The organism is Kribbella jejuensis (assembly GCF_006715085.1).
Taxonomy (GTDB): domain Bacteria; phylum Actinomycetota; class Actinomycetes; order Propionibacteriales; family Kribbellaceae; genus Kribbella; species Kribbella jejuensis.
The window spans coordinates 650478-672188 of record NZ_VFMM01000003.1; the positions used below are offsets into that span (position 1 = coordinate 650478).

17 protein-coding genes are annotated in these 21711 nt (G+C 69.0%); 10 read left to right on the forward strand and 7 right to left on the reverse strand.

Annotated features, from left to right (window positions below; genetic code table 11):
* Nucleotides 1–53 precede the first annotated feature (53 nt).
* The 3 genes from FB475_RS30790 to FB475_RS30800 all read right to left on the reverse strand — a co-directional run bounded on the left by FB475_RS30790 (nucleotide 54) and on the right by FB475_RS30800 (nucleotide 3550).
* Nucleotides 54–1700 (reverse strand): FtsX-like permease family protein, encoded by a 1647-nt coding sequence (locus FB475_RS30790; protein ID WP_141860882.1) that lies wholly within the window; start codon nucleotides 1698–1700, stop codon nucleotides 54–56.
* Nucleotides 1697–2404, reverse strand: a complete 708-nt coding sequence (locus FB475_RS30795) for an ABC transporter ATP-binding protein (RefSeq protein WP_185759507.1) — start codon at nucleotides 2402–2404, stop codon at nucleotides 1697–1699. Before FB475_RS30795 ends, FB475_RS30790 begins: the two co-directional genes overlap by 4 nt.
* A 96-nt stretch (nucleotides 2405–2500) precedes the next feature.
* A complete protein-coding gene (locus FB475_RS30800) occupies nucleotides 2501–3550 on the reverse strand; it encodes a P1 family peptidase (protein WP_141860884.1) in 1050 nt (349 codons plus the stop codon).
* 45 nt (nucleotides 3551–3595) lie between these two features.
* Between FB475_RS30800 and FB475_RS30805 the strand changes: the two genes are divergently transcribed.
* Complete coding sequence (locus FB475_RS30805; RefSeq protein ID WP_141860886.1) at nucleotides 3596–4108, forward strand: DUF2087 domain-containing protein; 513 nt, start codon at nucleotides 3596–3598, stop codon at nucleotides 4106–4108.
* On the opposite strand, the gene FB475_RS30810 is transcribed toward FB475_RS30805, so the two are convergent.
* Nucleotides 4101–6797, reverse strand: coding sequence for a bifunctional acetate--CoA ligase family protein/GNAT family N-acetyltransferase (locus FB475_RS30810; protein ID WP_141860888.1), 2697 nt, complete (start codon nucleotides 6795–6797; stop codon nucleotides 4101–4103). The genes FB475_RS30805 and FB475_RS30810 overlap by 8 nt on opposite strands.
* A 41-nt stretch (nucleotides 6798–6838) precedes the next feature.
* On the opposite strand from FB475_RS30810, the gene FB475_RS30815 reads away from it, so the two are divergent.
* From FB475_RS30815 to FB475_RS30830, 4 genes are read left to right on the forward strand one after another with little or no spacing between them, the layout of a single operon-like run.
* Nucleotides 6839–7885 (forward strand): ArsB/NhaD family transporter, encoded by a 1047-nt coding sequence (locus FB475_RS30815; protein ID WP_141860890.1) that lies wholly within the window; start codon nucleotides 6839–6841, stop codon nucleotides 7883–7885.
* 10 nt (nucleotides 7886–7895) lie between these two features.
* Entirely contained in the window at nucleotides 7896–9590 is a 1695-nt protein-coding gene (locus FB475_RS30820; RefSeq protein ID WP_141860892.1) for an AMP-binding protein, read from the forward strand.
* Entirely contained in the window at nucleotides 9591–10358 is a 768-nt protein-coding gene (locus FB475_RS30825; RefSeq protein WP_141860894.1) for an ABC transporter permease, read from the forward strand.
* On the forward strand, nucleotides 10355–10603 hold the full coding sequence (locus FB475_RS30830) for a DUF2630 family protein (RefSeq protein ID WP_141860896.1): 249 nt from the start codon (nucleotides 10355–10357) through the stop codon (nucleotides 10601–10603). The genes FB475_RS30825 and FB475_RS30830 overlap by 4 nt, the downstream gene beginning before the upstream one ends.
* A gap of 78 nt (nucleotides 10604–10681) precedes the next feature.
* Here the strand turns inward: FB475_RS30830 and FB475_RS30835 are convergent, their stop codons facing one another.
* Genes FB475_RS30835 through FB475_RS30845 form a run of 3 tightly spaced genes read right to left on the reverse strand, consistent with a single transcriptional unit; the run spans nucleotide 10682 to nucleotide 13003 of the window.
* Nucleotides 10682–11086, reverse strand: a complete 405-nt coding sequence (locus FB475_RS30835) for a CoA-binding protein (protein ID WP_141860898.1) — start codon at nucleotides 11084–11086, stop codon at nucleotides 10682–10684.
* 4 nt (nucleotides 11087–11090) lie between these two features.
* Nucleotides 11091–11744 carry a response regulator transcription factor gene (locus FB475_RS30840; protein ID WP_141860900.1) on the reverse strand — a complete coding sequence of 218 codons (654 nt, stop codon included), beginning with the start codon at nucleotides 11742–11744 and terminating at the stop codon, nucleotides 11091–11093.
* Nucleotides 11726–13003, reverse strand: a complete 1278-nt coding sequence (locus FB475_RS30845; protein WP_272952112.1) for a sensor histidine kinase — start codon at nucleotides 13001–13003, stop codon at nucleotides 11726–11728. Before FB475_RS30845 ends, FB475_RS30840 begins: the two co-directional genes overlap by 19 nt.
* Nucleotides 13004–14046: 1043 nt before the next feature.
* On the opposite strand from FB475_RS30845, the gene FB475_RS30850 reads away from it, so the two are divergent.
* From FB475_RS30850 to FB475_RS30870, 5 genes are all read left to right on the forward strand, one after another.
* Entirely contained in the window at nucleotides 14047–14814 is a 768-nt protein-coding gene (locus FB475_RS30850) for an ABC transporter ATP-binding protein (RefSeq protein ID WP_141860904.1), read from the forward strand.
* Between the two features lie 76 nt (nucleotides 14815–14890).
* Complete coding sequence (locus FB475_RS30855) at nucleotides 14891–16834, forward strand: FtsX-like permease family protein (RefSeq protein ID WP_141860906.1); 1944 nt, start codon at nucleotides 14891–14893, stop codon at nucleotides 16832–16834.
* A 58-nt stretch (nucleotides 16835–16892) separates the two neighbouring features.
* Nucleotides 16893–19340, forward strand: a complete 2448-nt coding sequence (locus tag FB475_RS30860; protein WP_141860908.1) for a DNA gyrase/topoisomerase IV subunit A — start codon at nucleotides 16893–16895, stop codon at nucleotides 19338–19340.
* A gap of 4 nt (nucleotides 19341–19344) precedes the next feature.
* On the forward strand, nucleotides 19345–20046 hold the full coding sequence (locus FB475_RS30865) for an LppX_LprAFG lipoprotein (RefSeq protein ID WP_141860910.1): 702 nt from the start codon (nucleotides 19345–19347) through the stop codon (nucleotides 20044–20046).
* Nucleotides 20043–21704 (forward strand): MFS transporter, encoded by a 1662-nt coding sequence (locus tag FB475_RS30870; RefSeq protein WP_141860912.1) that lies wholly within the window; start codon nucleotides 20043–20045, stop codon nucleotides 21702–21704. The genes FB475_RS30865 and FB475_RS30870 overlap by 4 nt, the downstream gene beginning before the upstream one ends.
* Nucleotides 21705–21711: the final 7 nt, after the last annotated feature.

A 21711-nucleotide genomic window follows, 5' to 3' on the forward strand; every position in this document is an offset into this window, starting at 1 on the left:
ACATCCTTGCACGATCGGCGCCCCGAGCGTTCCACCCTTGTGGACAACCCTGATCAGTTGGCACTTGCCTTCCGTAACACCGGCGCGCCCGCGGCGCCCGCCACCGCGACCAGCACCAGTCCCACGATCACCTGCCCGAGCAGCAGAATCAGCCCGGAACTGCCCTGCGTGATCACCTTCCCGCCGCTCAACGCCAGCCCGCACAGGGCACCGAACCCGACCACCGGCAGCCCCACACCGAGGACCGGTACGACGGCAGCGAGCCGAGCGGCGCGCTCGATCACCTGCAGCGGTACGCCGGAACGCCGCAGCGCGCGAGCAGGAGCCGCCTGGTCGAGCGCCGTACCGACCGCACCGGCGGCTGTCGACGCAGCGACGGTCAGGAACACCAGGGAAAGCAGCAGTGCGACGCCGATGCGCATGTCCTGGAAGCTGGAGTTCGCGTCATCGGACGGCATGAACACCGAGATGAACCCGGTGACGAACCCGGACAACACCAGCGCGGCGACCGGTCGGAAGGCTCCCTTCGGGTCGTCCACGAGCCGTCGCCCGGCGAGCAACGTCACGGCACGGTTCGCGTTGCCGGCCATGATCTTGCCGATCACCTGCACGGCGAACGGCCCGATGACCCGGACGGCCAGGGCCGCGAAGCCGACCCCGATCAGCACCGGTACGAATGCTCCGCGCAGACCGTAGTACCCCAGAATCGCCGGACCGATGACCAGAAGTCCCAGCCGGACCGCGTTCACGCCCTTGCGGGTCTGACCGCGTACGACACCCAGCGGGGTGATGCTGACGCGTCCGAGGCCGATGAGCGCGCTGATCACGGACAGGATCGGTACGGCGACCAGTACGACGAGGACTGTCCACCACTGGACGGTGATGTCGCTGATGTACCAACGGCCACCACCCAGCGGGATCTGTGCGATCAGTGGGCTCAGAACGGTGTAGCCGACCAATCCGGCGACTGCACCGGCCAAACCGAGCACGGCCTGTTCCACAGCGCTCAGCCAAAGGACCTGGGTACGTGTGGCACCTGCCAGGCGCAGTGCGGCCAACCTGTGCTCACGGCGCTTGGCTGCGACGCCGGCTGCCTGCCCGACCAGGCTGAGGATCGGGAACAACACCAGCGTGATGCCAAAGGCCACAGCGATCAGCAGGCCGAGCATGCGGCTGTCCCACACCTTGTCGTGCCAGCTGCTCACGTACTGCGGGTGCTGGTCGGCAGAGATCGTCTGGACACCACGAATGACGATGTACTCCTCCGGCGACGACAGGCCCTTGCGGCTGATCAGCCCGGTCGGCTTGTCCGTACCGAACTGCTTGCCGAGGCTGGACCAGTGCTTCGCGACCTCAGGTGAGACAAACACTTCACCCGGCTTCGGGGCATGATCGAGACCAGGCGGGGCCGGCTCACTCGGCTTCAGGACTGCCAGGTCGAGAACGCTCAGGCGGTGACCGTCGACGCTCTGGTCGTCGTTCAGGCTCAGCATGCCGACCGCGGTCGCCGGGCCGGCCTTGTCCGCGCTCCGCCAGCCGATCCGGTCGGACCGGTGGGTCAAGCCGAGCGACCCCGCGATCAAGAACGTCACCAGTAACGCCACGACCGCTGTCGCGCCGAACGCGGCCAGGTTCGCGGGCCGTCCGCCCGGCCCGGGCCGCCGGACGAACCGCAGACCGAGCTCGGTCATCGGGCTCATCGCACGACTCCAACGGACTCACTCACGCGGCCGTCGACGATGTTCAGCGTCCGGTGGCAGCGGGCCGCCACTGCGTTGTCGTGGGTGACCACTACTACTGCGGCGCCGCGGTAGGTGGCGGCGCCGACCAGCAGGTCAATGACCTGTGAGCCCGTGGCAGCATCCAGGGCTCCGGTTGGCTCGTCTGCGAACACCACCTGCGGTTCGCCGACCAGTGCGCGAGCAATGGCGACCCGCTGGGCCTGACCACCCGAGAGCTCACCGGGGCGGCGGCCTACCTCAGCAGCAAGCCCTACCTGCGCCAGCATGTGCCGGGCGCGTCCGATGGCCTCGCGACGGCTGAGGCCGTCGACCATCAGCGGGAGCGCCACGTTCTCGTCCGCGGGCAGCTCTGCGAGCAACTGGTTGTCCTGGAACACGAAGCCGAGCCGGCGGCGACGGAGTACTGTCCGGGCCGCGTCGTTGAGTTGGTCCACGCGTTCACCGCCGAGCCAGACCTCTCCCTGGTCCGGGGTGAGGATGCCTGCGAGGACGTGCAGCAGGGTGGTCTTGCCGTTGCCGCTGGGACCCATGACGGCGAGGGCTTCGCCGGAGCGGACGGCAACGTCGACGCCGGCGAGGCCCACCACGCTGCCGTAGTACTTGACCAACCCGAGACCGCTCAGCACGACCTGGGGCACAACTTGGGGACTCTGGAGGTTCATACCGCAGAGCCTTCCGCGAACCCGTCCCGCGATCGTCGGACCACGGGCCGGTCTTGGCGTCGCCTTCGGCTGCCTTTCGGCGTACCGGCGTACGACTCAGGTCGTAGTCCGGAACGCCGACGGGTACGCGTCGCGGTAGCTCGGGATCGTGCCGGCCGGGGTCTCGACCGACTCGGCGTTGAGCATCGCGTGCACGACGGCGCGGGACAGCGTGCGGGCGCCCGCGGCGTACACGGTCTCCAGTTGGCCGAGCGCTGTCGGGTCGGTGACGCTCAGGCGGGGCTGGTCGGTCGTGGTGGACAGCGCGAAGATGCTGTCGCCGTCGACCAGGGTGTGGATCGGGTCGATCGCCCGCGCGAGCCCGTCGTGGGCGATCATCGCCATCCGCTTGGTCGCGGCCTTGTCCAGCGGTACGTCGGTGGCGACGACCGCGATCACGGTGTTCATCGACGGGCCGGGGATCAGGTTGCGGCCCGGCTCGACCAGCGGCGGCGCATCGGTCGGCGTCCGCAGGTGGGCGAACTCGTCGCCGAGGCCGAGCCGGGCGCCGTACAGGTTGCCGTCGGCGTCGATCGCGGAGCCGGCCGCGTTCACGATCACCAGCGCGCCGACCGTCGTACCGTCGTCCAGCCGGACGCTCGCCGAGCCGACACCGCCCTTCAGCGACCGGGCCCGGGCGCCGGCGCCGGCCCCGTGGTTGCCCAGGGCAACCGGTCCGGCGGAGGCGGCCGCGATCGCGTCGGCGCCCCAGGACGGTTCCGGCCGAGCCTTGAAGTCACCGCCACGGGCCAGGTCGAAGATCACGGCGGTGGGCACGATCGGTACGACGTCGTGGTCCCCCTGGCCGACGCGGACACCCTCGCCACGCTCCTCCAGCCAGCGCATCACGGTGCCTGCGGTGTCGAGGCCGAACGCGCTGCCGCCGGTGAGGACGATCGCGTTCACGCCACCGTTCGAGTTCACCGGCGAGAGCAGATCGGTCTCGCGCGTGCCGGGGGCACCGCCGCGGACGTCGACCGCCGCGACGGCGGTGCCAGGGACGTGGACGACGGTCGTGCCGGTCAGGTACGGCGGGTCAAGCCGCTCGACCTGGCCTACCAGGATTCCGGGGACGTCGGTGATCGCGTTCTGCGGGCCGGGCTGCATTGGATGATCCTAAATCGAGTTGCGGCCGTGTTTAGCGTGAAAGGTATGAACGCCGATCAACTGTGTGGTCTGCTGGCCGAACCGTCGAGGTTGCGGACGTACTCCGCGATCGTCCTCGGCGCCTCCACCCCCGACCAGGTCGCCGGAAGCACCGGGCTGGCGGCACCGGTGGTGGTGAAGGCGCTGCAACGGCTGACCAAGGGCGGGCTGATCGAGGCGAGCCGGGACGGGTTCACGGCGGACGCCGACGTGTTCAAGGAGGCCGTCCGGGCGAGCCGGCCGGAGCGGGTGCCGCTGGATCCGGACCCGGCGCGGGACGGCGTACTGCAGTCGTTCATCCGGGACGGCCGGTTGACGCACTTCCCGACGTACCCGGACAAGTATCGGGTCGTGCTCGAGTACCTGGTCCAGTCGTTCGAGGTCGGCCGCGAGTACCCGGAGTCCGAGGTGAACGAGTTGCTGAACCGCTGGCATCCGGACCACGCGGCACTGCGCCGCGGACTGGTCGACGCACGCCTGCTGCACCGGGAGAACGGTATCTACACGCGGACTAAGTGAGCCGGCGGGCGGGCATGTCCTGACGGGGCTTCTCGTTCGGGGCGATGCGGATCCGGGTGTCCAGTACGGTCGCGCCCTGGGCCGAGACCAGCACCGAGCGGAGGTCGAGGCGGACCACTTCCTCAAGGTCCAGCGTCAGACGCGAGACCCGGTGCAGCAGATCCTCGATCGCGGAGATGTCCACCGGGTCCGACCCGCGGTACCCGTACAGCAGCGGCGCCGCCTTCACCTCGCGCACCATCTCCGCCGCGTCCCGGGTCGTCAACGGCGGCATCCGGTACGAGCGGTCGCCGAGCAGATCCGTCGCCACCCCGGACAGCCCGAACGTCACCACCGGCCCGAACGACACGTCCTCAATCGTCGAGATCACCACCGGTACGCCGGGCGGCGCCATCTTCTGGACGACGAACTGCGCCCGGCCGGGGTCCGACGCCACCCCGAAGGTGCGCGTCATCTCCGCCCAGGCCGCCCGCATGTCGTCCTCGTCGTGGATGTGCCGCCAGATGTCCGCGAGGTCCGGCCGCATCCGCCACTGTTCCGCGGTCGCCTTCAGGATCACCTCGAACCCGAGGTCCGCTGCCCGGGCGACCGCCTCCTCGGCGCTCAGCACCGGGAACGCCGGCAGCACCGAGATCCCGTAGAAGCTCAGCAACCGCTGCCGGTCTGCCTCGTCCAGGTCCGCTCCGGACGGGTGCCGCTGCAGGAACTCGGTGACGTAGTCCTCGGCCCCGGCGGTGTCGATGTCCGGTAGGTCGGGGATCCGGCTGTCCGACCGGCGCCGCCATTCGCCGTACTGGGTGGCCTTCGCGAGCGCGCCGACGGCGTACTGCGGGTTCAGGAACGACGGGATCGAACCGCGCGCGGCTCCCCCGTCCTCGTCCGGGACCCGCAACTCCTCGGGCACACTCCGGGAGGCGAGGAACGTCGACACGACCGGCTTGTCCGAATCGGCGGCGGCCGCGGCGAGTACCTGCGCGATCTCGCCACCGTTCGACTGCACCGGTGGTGTGTAGATCACCACGACCGAGTGCACCTTCTCGTCGGAGAACACCTCGGACAGCGCGAGCCCGAAATCCGACGCGGTCGCGTCCGGGCTCAGATTGCGCGGCTCCCCCGCGACCTCCAGGCCGCAACCGGCCATCGTGTCCAGTGCGAGCAGCGTCAGGGCGTCCGAGTTCGACACGATCGCGACCCGGCGCCCCTTCGGCAGCGGCTGGTGCGCGAGCAGCTGTGCGACGTCGAACAACTCACCGGTGGTGTCCACGCCGATCAGGCCGCTCTGCCGGAACAGCGCATCGATGGTTGCCGGCGGCAACTGACTGCGCCGGATCATCTGCCCGACCGGGACGCCCTGGGTGGCGCGGCCGGACTTCAGCGCGACCACCGGCTTGCGGCCGGCCAGCCGGCGGGCGACCCGGCTGAACTTGCGCGGGTTGCCGAGCGACTCCAGGTACAGCAGCACGACCTCGGTGGCCTCGTCGGAGTACCAGTACTGCATCAGGTCGTTGCCCGAGACATCGGCCCGGTTACCGGCCGAGACGAAACTCGACAGGCCGAGACCACGCCCGACCATGTCGGCCAGGATCGGTACGCCGAGCGCGCCGGACTGGCAGAAGAACGCGACCCGCCCCTTGCTCGGCATCAGCGGCGACAGCGTAGCGTTCAGGGACACACCGGTCGCGGTATTGATCACGCCGAGCGCGTTCGGCCCGATCACGCGCATCCCGTACGAGCGGGCCAGGCCGACCAGATACCGCTGCCGCTTCCGCCCCTCGTCGCCGATCTCCGCGAACCCGCTCGACACCACGACCAGCCCGCGGACACCCTTCGCCGCGCAGTCCAGTACGACGTCCGCGACCATCTCGGCTTTCACCGCGACCACCGCGAGATCGACCGTGCCCTCGACCTCCCGGATCGTCGGGTACGCCGGTACGCCCTCGATCTCGTCGGAGTTCGTGTCGGTGTTGACGGCGTACAACCGGCCCGGGAAGCCGCCGTCGCGCAGGTTCCGGAGCAGGGCGTTGCCGATCGTCCCCTCGCGTCGGCTCGCGCCGATCACCGCCACACTTCCGGGTGTCAGCAGCCGCGCGATCGACAGCGCTTCGGAGCGCTGCTCACGCGCCTGCATCACCCCGAACGACGTGTCGGTCGGCGCGATGTCGAACTCGACCATGATCACGCCGTCCTCGAACTCCCGGGCGACCTTGTAGCCGGCCTCGGTGAAGACCGTGATCATCTTCCGGTTGTCCGGCAGCACCTCGGCGACGAACCGGTGGATGCCGTTCTCCCGTGCGGCCTGCGCCAGGTGCTCGAGCAGCAACTGCCCGAGCCCGCGGCCCTGGTGCGCGTCCTCGATCAGGAACGCCACCTCCGCCGTACTGCGGCCGGTGCCCTCGTAGCGCCCGACGCCGATCATCTCGTCACCGACCGTGACGATCAGCGCGAGCCGCTGGTGGTAGTCGACCTGGGTGAAACGCGCCACGTCCCGGTCGGACAATTCGGGGTACGGGGCGAAGAAGCGGTAGTACTTGGATTGTTCGGACACGCGGGCGTAGAACGCCACCAGCAGGTGGTCGTCGGCCGGGGTGATCGGCCGCAGGTGCGCGGTCGCACCGTCCCGCAGGACGACATCGGCCTCGTACTCCGCCGGATAGCCGTCCGGGAGCTCGTGGTCATACTGGTCCGGCACCTAGACAGCGTACTCAACCAGCCACTGCGGAGGACGGGAATTTGGTCGAGCGGATCGCGCCGGTCCTGGTGTTCCTGATCGCAGTGACCGTGATCGCGGAGCTGGCCGATCAGGCCAAGGTGTTCGACGTCGCAGCCCGGGAGGCGGCGCACCTGGCCCGCGGCCGGGTCTGGCGGCTGTGGCTGCTCGTCGTCGCGCTCGCCACCGGTCTCACGATCGTCCTGTCCCTGGACACGTGTGCCGTGCTGTTGACGCCTGTGGTCCTGTCGATGGCACGTCAGCTGGAGATCCCGCCGAAGCTCTTCGCGTTCACCACGGTCTGGCTGGCCGGCACGGCGTCCCTCCTGCTCCCCGTGTCCAACCTCACGAACCTGCTCGCGCTGCATCCGTTCCGTGAACTCGGTGTGAGCTACCTGTCCGTCAGCTGGCGCCCTGCGATCGCTGCAATCGTCATCACGGTGGCCGTGCTCGCCCTGCTGTTCCACCGTGACCTGCCACGGCGGTACGTCGTACCGCCGACGCCCGGTGTCGACGACAAGGTCCTGTTCTGGGGCGCGACCGCGGTGTGCCTGCTGCTGGGTCCGGCGTTCGTCTCCGGCGTACAGGTGGCGTGGCCGGCGAGCATCGGTGCGCTCGTGCTCGTCGTGTTGTTCGCCGTACGGCGTCGCAGCGCGCTGCGTTGGTCGCTGATTCCGCTGAAGCTCGTCGTGACGGTGGTTGTGCTGTTCACCGTCGTGGGCTTCCTGAGCTCGCACGGGCTCGAGGACATCCTCCGACGCGTCGCGGGGACCACGTCTGAGTTGCGGCTGAGTGCGACCGCCGCGGTCGGCGCGAACCTCTTCGACAACCTCCCGGCGTACCTGGCGATGGAGCCGGTCGCCTCCAACAGCCCGCACCGCATGCTCGCGCTGCTGATCGGCGTGAACTGCGGCTGCCTGCTGACGCTGTGGGGCTCGCTCGCCACCCTGCTCTGGCGGGCCAGGTGCGACGCCGCCCGAGTGGACATCTCCTGGTGGTCGTTCCTGTGGCGCGGACTGATCCTCACGCCACTCGTGGTGACCGGAGCCGTTCTCGCCCTGAATGGGTAATGTGCGCTGCATGGAGCAGAGCACCTCGGAGGTCACCCGGCAGTTTCGGGCGGCGCGGGACTTTCTCGTGGCGCACCGGGACGACTACGAGACGGCGTACCGGGACTTCAGTTGGCCGCGGTTCGAGCGGTTCAACTGGGCGCGGGACTGGTTCGACGCGCTCGCGGTGGAGCAGCCCGAGGTGCCCGCGCTGACCATCGTCGAGGAGGACGGCGAGGTCACCACGCGGACGTACGCCGAGATGGCCGAGCGCTCCCGTCAGGTCGCGGGCTGGCTGACCGCCGCGGGCCTGAAGCCGGGCGACCGCGTGCTGATCGTCCTCGGCAACCAGGTCGAGCTGTGGGAGACCATGCTCGGCTGCATCCGCGCCGGCGCGGTGATGATCCCCGCGACCACCCTGCTCACCGAAGCCGACCTAGCCGACCGGATCTCGCGCGGCCACGTGCGCGCCGTCGTCACCAGCGGCGCCGACGCCGGCAGGTACGCCGGCATCGCGGACCACTGCATCCGCGTCGCGGTCGGCGAACCCGCCGAGGGCTGGCTGGCCTACGCCGACTCGCACATCTACGAGGGCCCGGTCCCTGAGGTCGACACCGCGGCCGACGACTCGCTGCTGCTCTATTTCACCTCCGGGACGACGAGCCAGCCGAAGCTGGTCGAGCACACGCACGTCAGCTACCCGGTCGGGCACCTCTCGACGATGTACTGGATCGGTCTGCAGCCCGGTGACGTACACCTCAACGTCTCCTCCCCCGGCTGGGCCAAGCACTCGTGGAGCAACGTGTTCGCCCCGTGGAACGCCGGCGCGACCGTGTTCCTCTACAACTACACGCGCTTCGACGCCGCGAAGATGCTCGACGTACTGGCGACGTACGGCGTGACCACGTTCTGCGCACCGCCGACGGTCTGGCGGATGCTGATCCAGGCCGACCTGTCCGCGGTCCAAGTGCGGATCCGCGAGTGCATCTCGGCCGGCGAACCGCTCAACCCTGAGGTCATCGACCAGGTCCGGCACGCGTGGGACATCACGATCCGCGACGGCTACGGGCAGACCGAGACCACCGCGCAGATCGGGAACCCGCCCGGTCAGCCGGTCAAGCTCGGCTCGATGGGCCGGCCGCTGCCGGGGTACAGCATCGCGCTGATCGACCCGGCCACCGACGAGATCGGTGACGACGGCGAAATCTGCATCGAGCTCGCGCCGGCGCCGGTCCCGCTGATGCGCGGGTACCGCGACGCCGACGAGCTGACCGCCGAGGTGATGCGGAAGGGGTACTACCACACCGGCGACGTGGCCAGCCGCGACGAGGACGGCTACATCACGTACGTCGGGCGCTCGGACGACGTGTTCAAGGCCAGCGACTACCGGATCTCGCCGTTCGAGCTGGAGTCCGTGCTGATCGAACACCCGGCCGTGGCGGAAGCGGCGGTCGTACCGTCGCCCGATCCGGTGCGGCTCGCCGTACCGAAGGCGTACGTCGTACTGGCCGCCGGGCACGAGCCGTCGCGGGAGCTCGCCGGCGAGATCCTGGCGTTCTGCCGCGAGCACCTGGCGCCGTACAAACGGATCCGGCGGCTCGAGTTCGCCGAGCTGCCGAAGACGATCTCGGGGAAGATCCGCCGCGTCGAGCTGCGCGCCGACGAGGCGGCCAAGGTCGAGAGCGGGAATGCCGGGCAGACCTACGACGAAGCCGATTTCAAGTAGGTGTCGTTCCACACCGGACTGGGCTGGGCCGCGCTCGTCGTCCTGCCCTTACTGATCGCGATCGCCGTCAGCGCGTCCCGGTACGCCGGCCTCCGTCATGACAAGGGCATCGTCACGGCCGCGCTGCGGGCCGTCGTCCAGCTGGCTGTGGTCGGCGCCGTGGTCGGCGTCGCCCTGCAGCACACGATCGGCGCGCTGGCGTTCGTGCTGCTGATGTTCGTGGTCGCGACCGTGACGAGTACGCGGCGGCTCGGGCAGACGGCGATGATCCCGGGGCAGTGGATGTACTGCGCGGCGGCGATCGGCTCGGGCGCGTTCGCCGTACTGCTGCTGCTGATCGTGCCGGGTGTGGTGCCGCGCAACCCGGCGAGCATCCTGCCGATGGGCGGGATCATCGTCGGCGGTGCGATGACCGCGACCACGCTCGCCGGGCGGCGGGTTCTCAGCGAGTACCGGAACCGGTACGGCGAGTTCGAGGCCGGGCTGTCGATCGGGCTGATGCAGCCGGACGCTTTCAAGCTCGTCGTCGGACCGGTCGCCGGTGACGCGCTGTTGCCGGCCCTCGACCAGACCCGGACGGTCGGCCTCGTCACACTGCCCGGAGCCTTCGTCGGTATGGTCCTCGGCGGCGCCTCACCGGTCCAGGCCGCCGCGCTGCAACTCGTCGTACTGATCGGCCTGGTCGCGGCCGAGGCGATCGCGATCCTGGTCGTCACGGAGTTGCTGTCCCGCGCTCCACTTCCGGACGGGCGTACGGTGTCTCCATGAGTGACGACAAGGGCATCTTCAGCCGCATTGACGAACTGGTGGCCGAGGAGCACGAGCTGCGGACCAAGCACGCGGCCGGGCAGATCGCTGACGCCGACGAGCACACCCGCCTCCGGGCTCTCGAGGTCGAGTTGGACCAGTGCTGGGACCTGCTGCGGCAGCGCCGCGCCAAGCGGGAGTTCGGCGAGAACCCGGACGACGCGCAGGCGCGCTCCTCCGACACCGTCGAGGGCTACCTCAACTGAAACCGCGTAGTTTCGGCAGGGTGCTCCGGACCAGGACCGAACTGGTCCGGAGTCATCCTGTTGTCGGTCGGGTGCCCTTCAGGAGGCCGGGCCGAGACGGCCCCACTCGATCGCCGGGCACCGGTCCATCACCATCGTGAGTCCCGCCGCCGTCGTCCGCGCGTAGGCGTCCTGATCGACGACGTCGAGCTGGAACCACACCGCCTTCGCGTTGATCCCGACCGCCTGGTCCGCGATGTCGCCGGCCAGCTCGGACCGTACGAACACGTCGACGCAGTCCACCGGGAACGGGATGTCCGCGAGCGTCGCGTACCCCTGCTCGCCGTGCACGGTCTCCGCTGACGGGTGCACGGGCACGATCCGCTTCCCGTGCCCCTGCAGGAACCGTGCAACGCCGTACGCCGCCCGGCTCGTGTCGTTCGACAGGCCGACCACGGCCCAGGTCTCGCACTCGGCCAGGATCTTCCGGATCGCCTCGTCCATTTTCCTAACCTCTCAGGTATGTCAGTACGGCGGACACGCGCCGGTCGAGCCCGTCGTCCAGTTGCAGCTTCGCGAAGATGTTGCCGACGTGTTTGCGGACGGCGGCCTCGCTGACCACGAGCTGCTCCGCGATCGCGCCGTTCACCCGGCCCTCCGCCATCAGCGCGAGGACCTCGAGCTCGCGCGGGGTCAGCGCCGACAACGGGCCGTCGTTGCGCCGCCGGGCCAAGAGTTGCCGGACCACCTCGGGGTCGACGACAGTACCGCCGCCGGCGACCCGGTCGAGCGACTCGAGGAACTCGGCGACGTGGCCGACCCGGTCCTTCAGCAGGTACCCGATTCCGCCGGTCGTTGTCTCGAGCAACGTCGACAGGTACGCGTCGGCGACGTACTGCGACAGCACCAGGATCCCCATCGTCGGCCGCTCGGCCCGGATCGCGGCCGCCGCGCGCAGTCCCTCGTCGCTGTGCCCGGGTGGCATCCGTACGTCGGTGATCACCACGTCCGGCGGATCCTTGCGGACGACCGCGAGCAGCGTGTCCGCGTCGCCGACCTGGTCGCGGACCTCGTGCCCGGCGCGATCGAGAATGCTGGCCAGGCCTTCTCGCAACAGCAACGAATCTTCGGCCAGCACGATGCTCAGTCGCCGAGTCGGCACGGGCACTCCATCCTCAATCGCGTCGGTCCACCGGGTGGGCTGTCGACGTCGAGTGTGCCGCCCAACGCGTCCAGCCTGGTCACCAGGCCGGTCAGCCCGGTCCCCGCACCGAGTCTCGCACCGCCGCCGCCGTCGTCCTGCACCGTGACCACGAGCCGATCCCGGTCTACCCAGCCCGAGACCTCGCACTTGGACGCCCGCGCGTGCTTGGCGACGTTCGCGAGCGCCTCGCTGACCACGAAGTACGCCGCCGCCTCGATCGGTCCTGGCAAGCGGTACGGAATGGTGATGTTGAGCGTCACCGGGAGCGGCATCCGGTCCGCCACCTCGCGGATCGCGGCCTCGAGTCCGTGGTCGACCAGTACACGCGGGTGGATTCCGCGTACGGCAGCCCGCAGATCGGCCAACGCCGCCTCCGCCTCGGTATGCGCCTTCACGACCAGCCGGCGGCCCTCCCCCTCGGGCAGATCCAGCTCGGCCAGCCCGAGCGTCATCGTCAACCCGACCAACCGCTGCTGTACGCCGTCGTGCAGGTGCCGCTCGATCCGCGCCCGCTCCGTCTCGAACGCATCGACCAGATCGAGCCGCGAACGTCGTAGCTCGGCCAGGTTGCGCTGCAATTCCTCCTGCCGCGGACCGAGCATCGCCTTCGCCAGCGACGCCTCGGCACCGGCGATCACGCCGAGCAGGTACGAGCTGACCGCGTAGAACGGCGGCCCGAACGCGACGAGGAACAACAGCCCTTCACCGAACGAGTCCAGCTTCCAGTTCCACATCATCACCGTGTCGTCGCCCGCGATGAACGGCGTCGCGAGCGTGATCCCGAGGACCATCGCGCTGATACCGCCGAACAACGCGCTCAACGGCCAGATGAAGGTCCCGAGCACGAAGCTGTACCCCAGCGCCCGCATCGACGCCTGCTCCCGCCGCCGGAACGCCAACCTCTGTCTGACCGGAAGCCCGATCGGCAAGGCGGCGTGCGGACTCGGGATCCCGTCGACGAGCATCAGCCCCGCCCGGCGGCGTTCGACGTACCCGATCGCGGCACCGAGGAGCGGAAACGCGGTGAGCAGCAGAATCCCGATCAGAATCGGACTGAGCAACGCACTGACCCCGGCAAGCCCCACCAGCACACCGATCGCCAGCACCCCCATGGGCACCGACGACAACAAATACGCATAAACCCGCCACGGCCACGACGAAACCAGGTACCGCGGCGAAGCCAGCGCTCCCCAAACCGTCGTGACTCCCTCCACCATCCCCACCCTAAGCGCCCATCCGACCCTCCCGCGGTAGCGCCCGCGCTACTCCATACGACGCCGCTCCGCCCCCTCAACAGCTCCGACCCCAAAGGACACCGCTTCGCGGCGGCAGTCTTCCGGCCGCCTTCGGCGGCGCGCGAACCGCTCCATCGTGAACCGTTCCGGCGAAGCCCAATCCCACGCCAGCCCAGGCACAAAGGACACCGCTTCGCGGCGGCAGCCTTCTGGCCGCCTTCGGCGGCGCGCGAACCGCTCCATCGTGGACCGTTCCGGCGAAGCCAAACCCCCCGCGCCAGCTCAGGCACAAAGGACACCGCTTCGCGGTGACAGTCTTGTGGCCACCTGCGGCGGCGCGCGATCCGTTCTACGGGAACCGCTCCGGCGAAGCCCCACGCCTCGCCAGCTCAGGCACAAAGGACACCGCTTCGCGGCGACCGTTCTTCCGGCGCCTTCCGCGCGCCGCAAACCGCTCCCCCTTGCACCGCTCCGGCGATGTCGCCCATGGCGAACTACTTGATGTTCGACGAGGTCCGCTCGCCGGTGAGCTGGGCCGCGGCGTCGACCTTGGCGACAGCCGGATTCCTGACAGCGACCACTTGCCTCCTCCATCGGCGCACACCGATGTACCGCCTCCGGTGGCGCGGACCATCAGCACCCACGGCTGACCCGCCGTGACCATCGCTACGCCTGCACTCGCAGCAACACGCAGCAGTAGCCCCCGCCGCGGGGTCGGTTCCCTTCGCCGGAGCACGTTTGCGGTAGAGGGTTTACCCGCCGCTGGAGGCGGCCAGAAGACAGCCCGCGGCGAAGCGGCGTCCCTTGCGACATCGGCCGGTCAGCACAGGTGCTTCGCCGGAGGCAGTCCCCGATGGGTCGTTTCGCGCGCCGCCGGAGGCGGCCAGAAAGACAGCCGCCGCGAAGCGGTGTCCTTTCGGCGAAGCTGCCAGGACCGGCACCAGTTCGTTGGTAGCGCGGGCGCTACTGACGGTTTCGCTTGGGGGCCAGGGTTTGGGGCCGGGTTTGGCGGTTGGGTTGGGAGTATGACCGCTACTGCGCCGATGTACTCCTCCGTCGTACCTGTTGAACCGCCGGCTCTGGTGTTGGACGGGATCACCAAGACCTATCGCTCCAAGGCTGGGGCGGTTGATGCGTTGCGTGGGGTTACGTACCACTTCGCGCGCGGGTCCTTCACCGCGGTGATGGGGCCGTCCGGGTCTGGCAAGTCGACGTTGCTGCAGTGTGCGGCGGGGCTTGATCAGCCGACGGCCGGAAGCGTCGTGCTCAATGGGGTCACGTTGGGGACGTTGAACGAGGTTGAGCTCACGAAGCTCCGGCGGGGCGAGATGGGATTTGTGTTCCAGGCGTACAACTTGCTGCCGTCGTTGACCGTGTACGACAACGTCGCGCTCCCCCTGCGCCTGACGGGACGGCGGCCGGGGCGCGGCGACGTACTGCGGGTGCTGGAGCAGGTCGGGCTGGACGGGAAGGCGAAGCGACGGCCGGCGGAGTTGTCGGGTGGGCAGCAGCAGCGGGTTGCCATCGCGCGGGCGTTGATCACCCGGCCGTCGGTGTTCTTCGCGGACGAGCCGACCGGGGCGCTGGACAGCGGTACCAGTCGGCAGATCCTCGGGCTGTTGCGCGAGGCAACCGATCGCGCCAGGCAGACCGTGGTGATGGTCACCCACGACCCGGTCGCGGCGGCGTATGCCGAGCGCGTCTTGTTCCTCTCCGACGGTCTACTCGCCGGCCACCTCGACCGCGCCACCCCAGCCCAGATCGCCGCAGCGATGAGCGAGTTGGAACGCTGATGTCTCGCCACAGAAGGCAGATCGTCCCGCCACACGGGTCCTTGTACCTTGCCCCAGTGAGTGGGGGTGGGCGGTGATGTTTTATCTGAGTCGGCAGACGGTTGGGCGGCATCGGGCGTTGTATGCGGGGGCCTTTGTTGCGTTGGCGGTCGGGGTGTTCATGTTGGGGTTGGCGGCGACCGCGACGGCGGCGACGATCGCGTACCACCTGCCGGCGTCGGCGACGATCGCGGTGACCACGCTCGGGGGCGCGGACACCTCGGCGCAGCACGTACGGGTTGCGTTGGCCGGTGCGGATGTCTCCGGGTTGCAGACCGTGTTGAGCATGGTTGGGGTGATCTGTGGGTTCATCACGATCTTTGTGATCGCCAGTACGTTCGCCTTCGCGGTTGCGTCGCGGCGGCGGGAACTCGGGTTGTTGCGGCTGATCGGGGCGACGCCGCGGCAGGTTCGGCGGATGATTCTCGGTGAGGCTTTGGTCGTGGCGTTGGCTGCGTCGATCACCGGAGCGGTTGCTGCGCAGCTCGCTACTCCGCTGTTGCTGCGTAAGGCGTCGTACACGGACCTTGCGCCGGTGAAGCTCGAGCCGGCGTCGCCGTGGGTACCGCTGGCGATCGCGGTTGGCGCGGGGATGCTGGTCGCGATGCTCGGTGCTCGGTCGGCGGCTCGGCGGGCGGGGAAGGTCGCGCCGGTCGACGCGCTGCGGGAGGCCGAGCTGGAGCCGCCGCGGATCGGGGCGGTACGGATCGTGTTCGGGCTGCTGTTCCTGGGTGGGGCGTTGACGATGCTGGCGCTGATCCGTCCCTCGTCGGGTGACGGCGCGGTACCGCTCGCGATGTTCACGCCGATGGTGATTGTGATCGCGCTGACGTTGCTGGCGCCTCTCGTCGTACCGGTGATCACCAGGCTGTGGGCGGCGCCGGTGGTCGCGTGGACGCACATCTCGGGGCGGTTGGCTCGGAGCAATGTGGTCGCATCCCCGCGTCGTAGTGCGTCCCTCGCGGCGCCGATTCTGGCGATCTCGGCAATTGCCGGGTCGATGGTGCTGAGCCTGAGCTTTGCGGCGGACAGTTCGGCGGCCGCGATCCGGGATGCCGTACGTGCGCCGATTGTCGTCACCGGACCGGTACCCGCTGAGAGCCCAGGACTGAAGGCGGTAGACGCAGGATTACCTACCCAGCTGGTGCGGGTGGCGGAGGATTACGCGGAGCTGGAGGATGCCGAGGGGATCGATCCAAAGGTCGCCGTCGAGACGCGGGATCTCAGCACGATCGCCGGAGACCTCAGCAACCTCAACGGAAACACTGTTGCTATCAGCAAGGAAATGGCCGGGATGGAGCACTACCGGGTGGGTGACGAGATTCCGGTGGTGTTCGTGGACCGCGTACCGGCCAAGTTGCGGGTGGTGGCGATTCTGAAGGACGCGTTCGGGGTCAACCCGTCGTTCCTGATCCCGCTCGACGTCGCCCGCCGGCACGCGCCGGATGCCAAGGTCGAGCGCAGTTTCGTTCTCCCGGCGGACGGCGTCAGCCCGGAGGACCTCGTGAAGCGCTTGCCGAACGCCCAGCTTGCCACAGACTGGGAAGCCGACCAGGCCAAGGGTCTCCGCAAGGGCAACCAGCTCGGGCTGGTGATGCTGCTCGGTCCGGCCGCGCTCTACAGTGCGATCGCGATCGTGAACACTCTGCTGATGAGCAGCCTGCAGCGCCGCCACGAGTTCGTCACCTCGCGGCTACTCGGCGCGACCGGCGCACAGCTGAGCCGGATGGTGTTGTGGGAGTCTTCCCTGGTCGGCGCAGTAGCTCTCAGTCTCGGTACGGCGACCACGATCACCGTCGGTGTCCTCCTCAGGCACGCGATGACGTCCGGGCTGACCGACGTACCGATGACGGTCCCGTGGGGCATCCTGCTGGGTATCGGCGGAATCTGTCTGACGCTGGCGGTAGGGTCCGCTCTGGCCCCGACTGCGTACCTTCTGCGGGTCGCGGGCCGGGAAATCGCGGGTCACCAGGGAGAATAGGTACGGCGCCAACCGTCGCGGCGCCGGTACCACTTGATCGAGGAGTTCGTAGAACCGTATGGCACGCCGTAGCAGCACCGCCGAACCCGAGGACTTCGAGGAGCACATCCTCGACGTCGACGTCTCCGACGAGATGCGCACCAGCTACCTGGAGTACGCCTACTCGGTGATCTACTCCCGGGCACTGCCGGACGCCCGGGACGGGCTGAAACCGGTCCAGCGGCGGATCCTGTTCTCAATGGCGGAGAACAACATCCGCCCCGACCGCGGCCACGTGAAGTCTGCCCGCGTCGTCGGTGAAGTCATGGGTAAGTACCACCCCCACGGCGACGGGGCGATCTACGACGCCCTGGTCCGCACCGCCCAACCCTGGTCAATGCGCGTCCCCCTCATCGACGGCCACGGTAATTTTGGAAGTCTGGACGATGGTCCGGCGGCGATGCGCTACACGGAATGCCGGATGGCGCCGTCGGCTGTGGCTATGACGAGCGGGCTGGACGAGGACGTTGTTGATTTTCGGCCTAACTACGACGGGCAGGAGGAAGAGCCGTCGGTGTTGCCGGCTGCGTTTCCGAATCTGCTGGTCAACGGGGCTGCCGGGATCGCGGTCGGGATGGCGACCAACATGGCTCCGCACAACCTGGTCGAGGTGATCCAGGCGCTGCGGCACCTGATCAAGACGCCGGGTGCCGACCTGGACGACCTGATGCGGTTCGTGCCCGGACCGGACCTGCCGACCGGCGGCAAGATCGTCGGGCTGGAAGGCATCAAGGACGCGTATGCGACCGGCCGCGGCAGCTTCAAGATGCGGGCCACGGCCCGGATCGAGAACGTCACGCCGCGCCGCAAGGGCATCGTGGTCACCGAGCTGCCGTACTCGGTCGGCCCGGAGAAGGTGATCGAGAAGATCAAGACCCTGGTGCAGAGCAAGAAGCTCCAGGGCATCGCCGACGTCAAGGACCTGACCGACCGCACGCACGGCACCCAGCTCGTCATCGAGGTCAAGAACGGCTTCGTCCCCGAGGCCCTCCTGGAGCAGCTGTACAAGCTCACCCCGCTCGAGGACGCCTTCCACGTCAACAACGTCTGCCTCGTCGAGGGCCAGCCGCGCACGCTCGGCCTGAAGGAACTCCTCGAGGTCTACCTCGACCACCGGTACGACGTCACTCGCCGGCGCAGCGAGTTCCGCCGGAAGAAGGCGCAGGACCGGCTGCACATCGTCGACGGCCTGCTGATCGCGATCCTGGACATCGACGAGGTCATCCAGGTGATCCGCAGCAGCGACGACTCGGCTGCGGCCCGGTCCCGGCTGATCGAGATCTACGAGCTGTCCGAGATCCAGGCGAACTACATCCTCGACATGCCGCTGCGCCGGCTGACCAAGTTCTCCAAGCTCGAACTGGAGACCGAGAAGGGCGAGCTCGAGCGTGACATCGAGGCGCTGACCGCGATCATCGAGGACCCGAAGCTGCTCCGCAAGATGGTCTCCGACGAGCTCGCCGAGGTCGCCAAGACGTACGGGACGCCGCGCCGGACCGTGCTGCTGGAGTCGTCCGGCGCGACCAAGACGGCCGCCGTACCGCTCGAGGTCAGCGACGACCCGTGCTGGATCCTGATGAGCTCCACCGGGCTGCTCGCCCGGACCAACGGCGTCGAGCCGTTCGGTCCGACCGAGTCGCGGGCCAAGCACGACGCGATCGTGTCCGCGATCAAGAGCACCGCCCGCGGGCAGTACGGCCTGATCACGAGCGCGGGACGGCTGATCCGGCTCGAGTCGCTCGACCTGCCCGCCGTACCGACCACCGCGAACGCGCCGAACCTGCAGGGTGGCGCGCCGATCGCCGAGTTCGTGTCGCTGGAGCCGGGCGAGAAGGCACTCGCGCTGACCACGATGGACCCGGAGTCGGTCGGCGTCGCGTTGGGTACGGCGGGTGGCGTGGTGAAGCGCGTCGTACCTGACCACCTGAGCAACCGCGACTCGTGGGAGATCATCGCGCTGAAGGACGGCGACGAGGTGATCGGCGCGATCGAGCTGACCACGGGCGACGAGGAGCTCTGCTTCATCACGTCCGACGCGCAGCTCCTGCACTTCCCCGCGTCCGCCGTCCGGCCGCAGGGACGCACCGCGGGCGGCATGGCCGGCGTACGGCTGGCCGCCAAGGCGAAGGTCGTGTTCTTCGGGGCCGTGGACACCAACCGCGAGGCGCAGGTCGTCACGATCGCCGGCTCCTCGTCGGCACTGCCCGGGACCGAGGTCGGCGCCGTGAAGGTCACGCCGTTCAGCGAGTACCCGGGCAAGGGCCGCGGGACCGGTGGCGTGCGGTGTCAGCGACTGCTCAAGGGCGAGGACGGCCTGCTCCTCGGGTACGTCGGAGCCGCGCCGGTGAAGGCCAGCGCGAGCAGCGGCGCGCCGGTCGAGCTGCCGCCCGTCGACCCGCGGCGCGACGGTTCCGGCGTACCGGTGGCGCAGCCGATCGCTGCGTGCGCTTCCGATCTGGCAGGCTGAACCTGTGAAGAGAGTGCTCGCGCTCTGCGCGGTCGTGGCCCTTGCGCTCACGGGCTGCAACAGCAAGAAGGACACCGGCGGCAACCAGCCGAACGGTGACGCCGTCGCGTTGCTGACCGGCGCCAAGAAGGCGATCGACGAGGCGGCCAGCGTGCACATCGTGCTCACCGGCCGCGATCTGCCGGACAACGGGCAGACGCTGGTCAGCGGTGACGGTGTCGCGACGCACGCACCCGCCTTCAAGGGCAAGCTGACCGTGCGTTCGGCCGGGGCGCCGATCGACGCGCAGGTCGTGTCGGTCGGCAGCAAGGTGTACGCGAAGCTCTCGTTCTCACCCGCCTACATCGAGCTGCCGCCGTCGCAGCTCGCCGGGCTGGGCGCGCCCGACCCGGCCGTCCTGCTCGACCCGGCGAAGGGCCTGAGCTCGGTACTGCCGACGCTGAAGGACCCCAAGGTGAAGGGCGACACCCGCGAAGGCGCCAAGGTGCTGACCGAGGTCACCGGTTCGGTCCAGGGCAAGAGCCTGCAAGGCATCTTCCCGAAGGCGTCCGCCGATCAGGACTTCCCGAGCACGTTCAAGATCGACAAGTCCACCAAGCAACTGGTGGCGGCCACCATCACCGGGCCGTTCTACTCCGGCGCCACCAGCAGCTACGACGTCACCCTCGACAAGTACGGCGAGAAGGTCGAGATCACCGCGCCGTGAGCTCGGCGCGGACCCGCCTGACGCTCGCGTCGATCGCGGTCGCCTTCGCGGCGGCGGACACCTATGTCGTCGTGCTGGCGTTGCCGGACATGATGTCCGGGGTCGGGCTGTCCGCGGACCAGTTGCAGCGGGCGGCCCCGATCATCTCCGGCTTCCTGCTCGGCTACATCGCCGTGCTGCCGTTGATCGGGCGGATCGCGGACGTCGTCGGGCGTACGCCTGTCCTCGTCGGGGCGTTGCTGCTGTTCGCGGTCGGGTCGTTGGTGACAGCCGGCGCCTATGACCTGCCGCTGGTGGTAACCGGTCGGTTTCTTCAGGGCGTCGGGGGTGGTGGGCTGGTGCCCGCGACGCTTGCGTTGGTCGCGGACCTGTGGCCGGCTGAGCGGCGTGGGTTGCCGTTGGGGGTCGTCGGTGCGGTGCAGGAGCTCGGGTCGGTCCTCGGCCCGTTGCTGGGCGCTGTGGTGCTGTCGGTGGCCGACTGGCGCTACATCTTCTGGCTCAACCTGGTGGTCGCTGTCGTTCTCGCGTTGATGCTGCGCGGTTGGCGATGGCCTCCCCCGTCTGCTGTCGTCGGGGTGCTCGCCTGCGTTGCCCTTGGACTCACGCTGACCGCTCCCGAGCGCCTCGCGTCCGGTGTGACGCTCGGACTGCCTTTCGTGCCGTTCACAGGTACGTCGCGGCTGCTGACGCCGATCGGTGTCGTCACGCTGGCGCTGGCGTTGGTGTGGTTCGCATTGGTGCTCTGGCGGACGCGAAGTCAGCTACACGGCCTCCTGTCGCAGGTGGACCTCGTGGGCGCACTCATGCTTGCTCTCGCGCTGGCAGGCGTCGTACTGGCGTTCGCGACCGCGGATCCCGAGAAGCAGCTGATGTCGCCGGCCGGGCCGTGGCTGCTCGTCGCTGCCGCTGTTTTCGCGATCGGATTCGTGGTGTGGCAGCGGCGTACACCGGCCGCGATCGTGCCGCGTGGCCTGCTCGGTGCGCGGCCGGCGTGGGGGTCGTTGGTGGTCAGTTTTCTGATCGGTTGTGCGCTGATCGCGGCCCTGGTCGACGTACCGGTCTTCGCACGGACGACGCAGGGCGGCGGACAGCTCGCGGCCGCGCTGGTGTTGCTGCGGTTCCTGATCGCACTGCCGGTCGGTGCGGTCGTCGGCGGATGGCTGACGCGACGGTACGGGCTCGGGCTCATCACCGGCGTCGGGCTCGGGCTGTCCGGTGCGATGTTCGTCGTGATGGCGTTCTGGAGCCGTACGGCGCTGGACCACTGGCCCGCGACCGTCGTACTGCTCGTGTGCGGTTTCGGGTTCGGGCTCGCACTGTCGCCGCTGAACACCGCGATGCTCGGCGCGACGCCGTCCGGCAGCCACGGACTGGTGAGCGCTCTCGTGGTCGTCGCGCGGATGGTCGGGATGCTGGTCGGCGTCTCCGCGCTGACCGCGATCGGCCTCCGCCGGTACTACTCGATTGCCGACGGCATCAAATCACCCAACGAACTCTGCCCGTCGACCCCCGCGCACTGCCGTCCGTACGTCGACGCGCTGCTCGACGCGGCCGTATCACAAGTTCACGCGATCTTCGCCGGGGCGGCTGTCTGCGCCGTCCTGGCCGCGGTCCTCGGGCTGTACCTGCTCGGCCGGAGTGGTACAGCGCACACCTGACGATCAC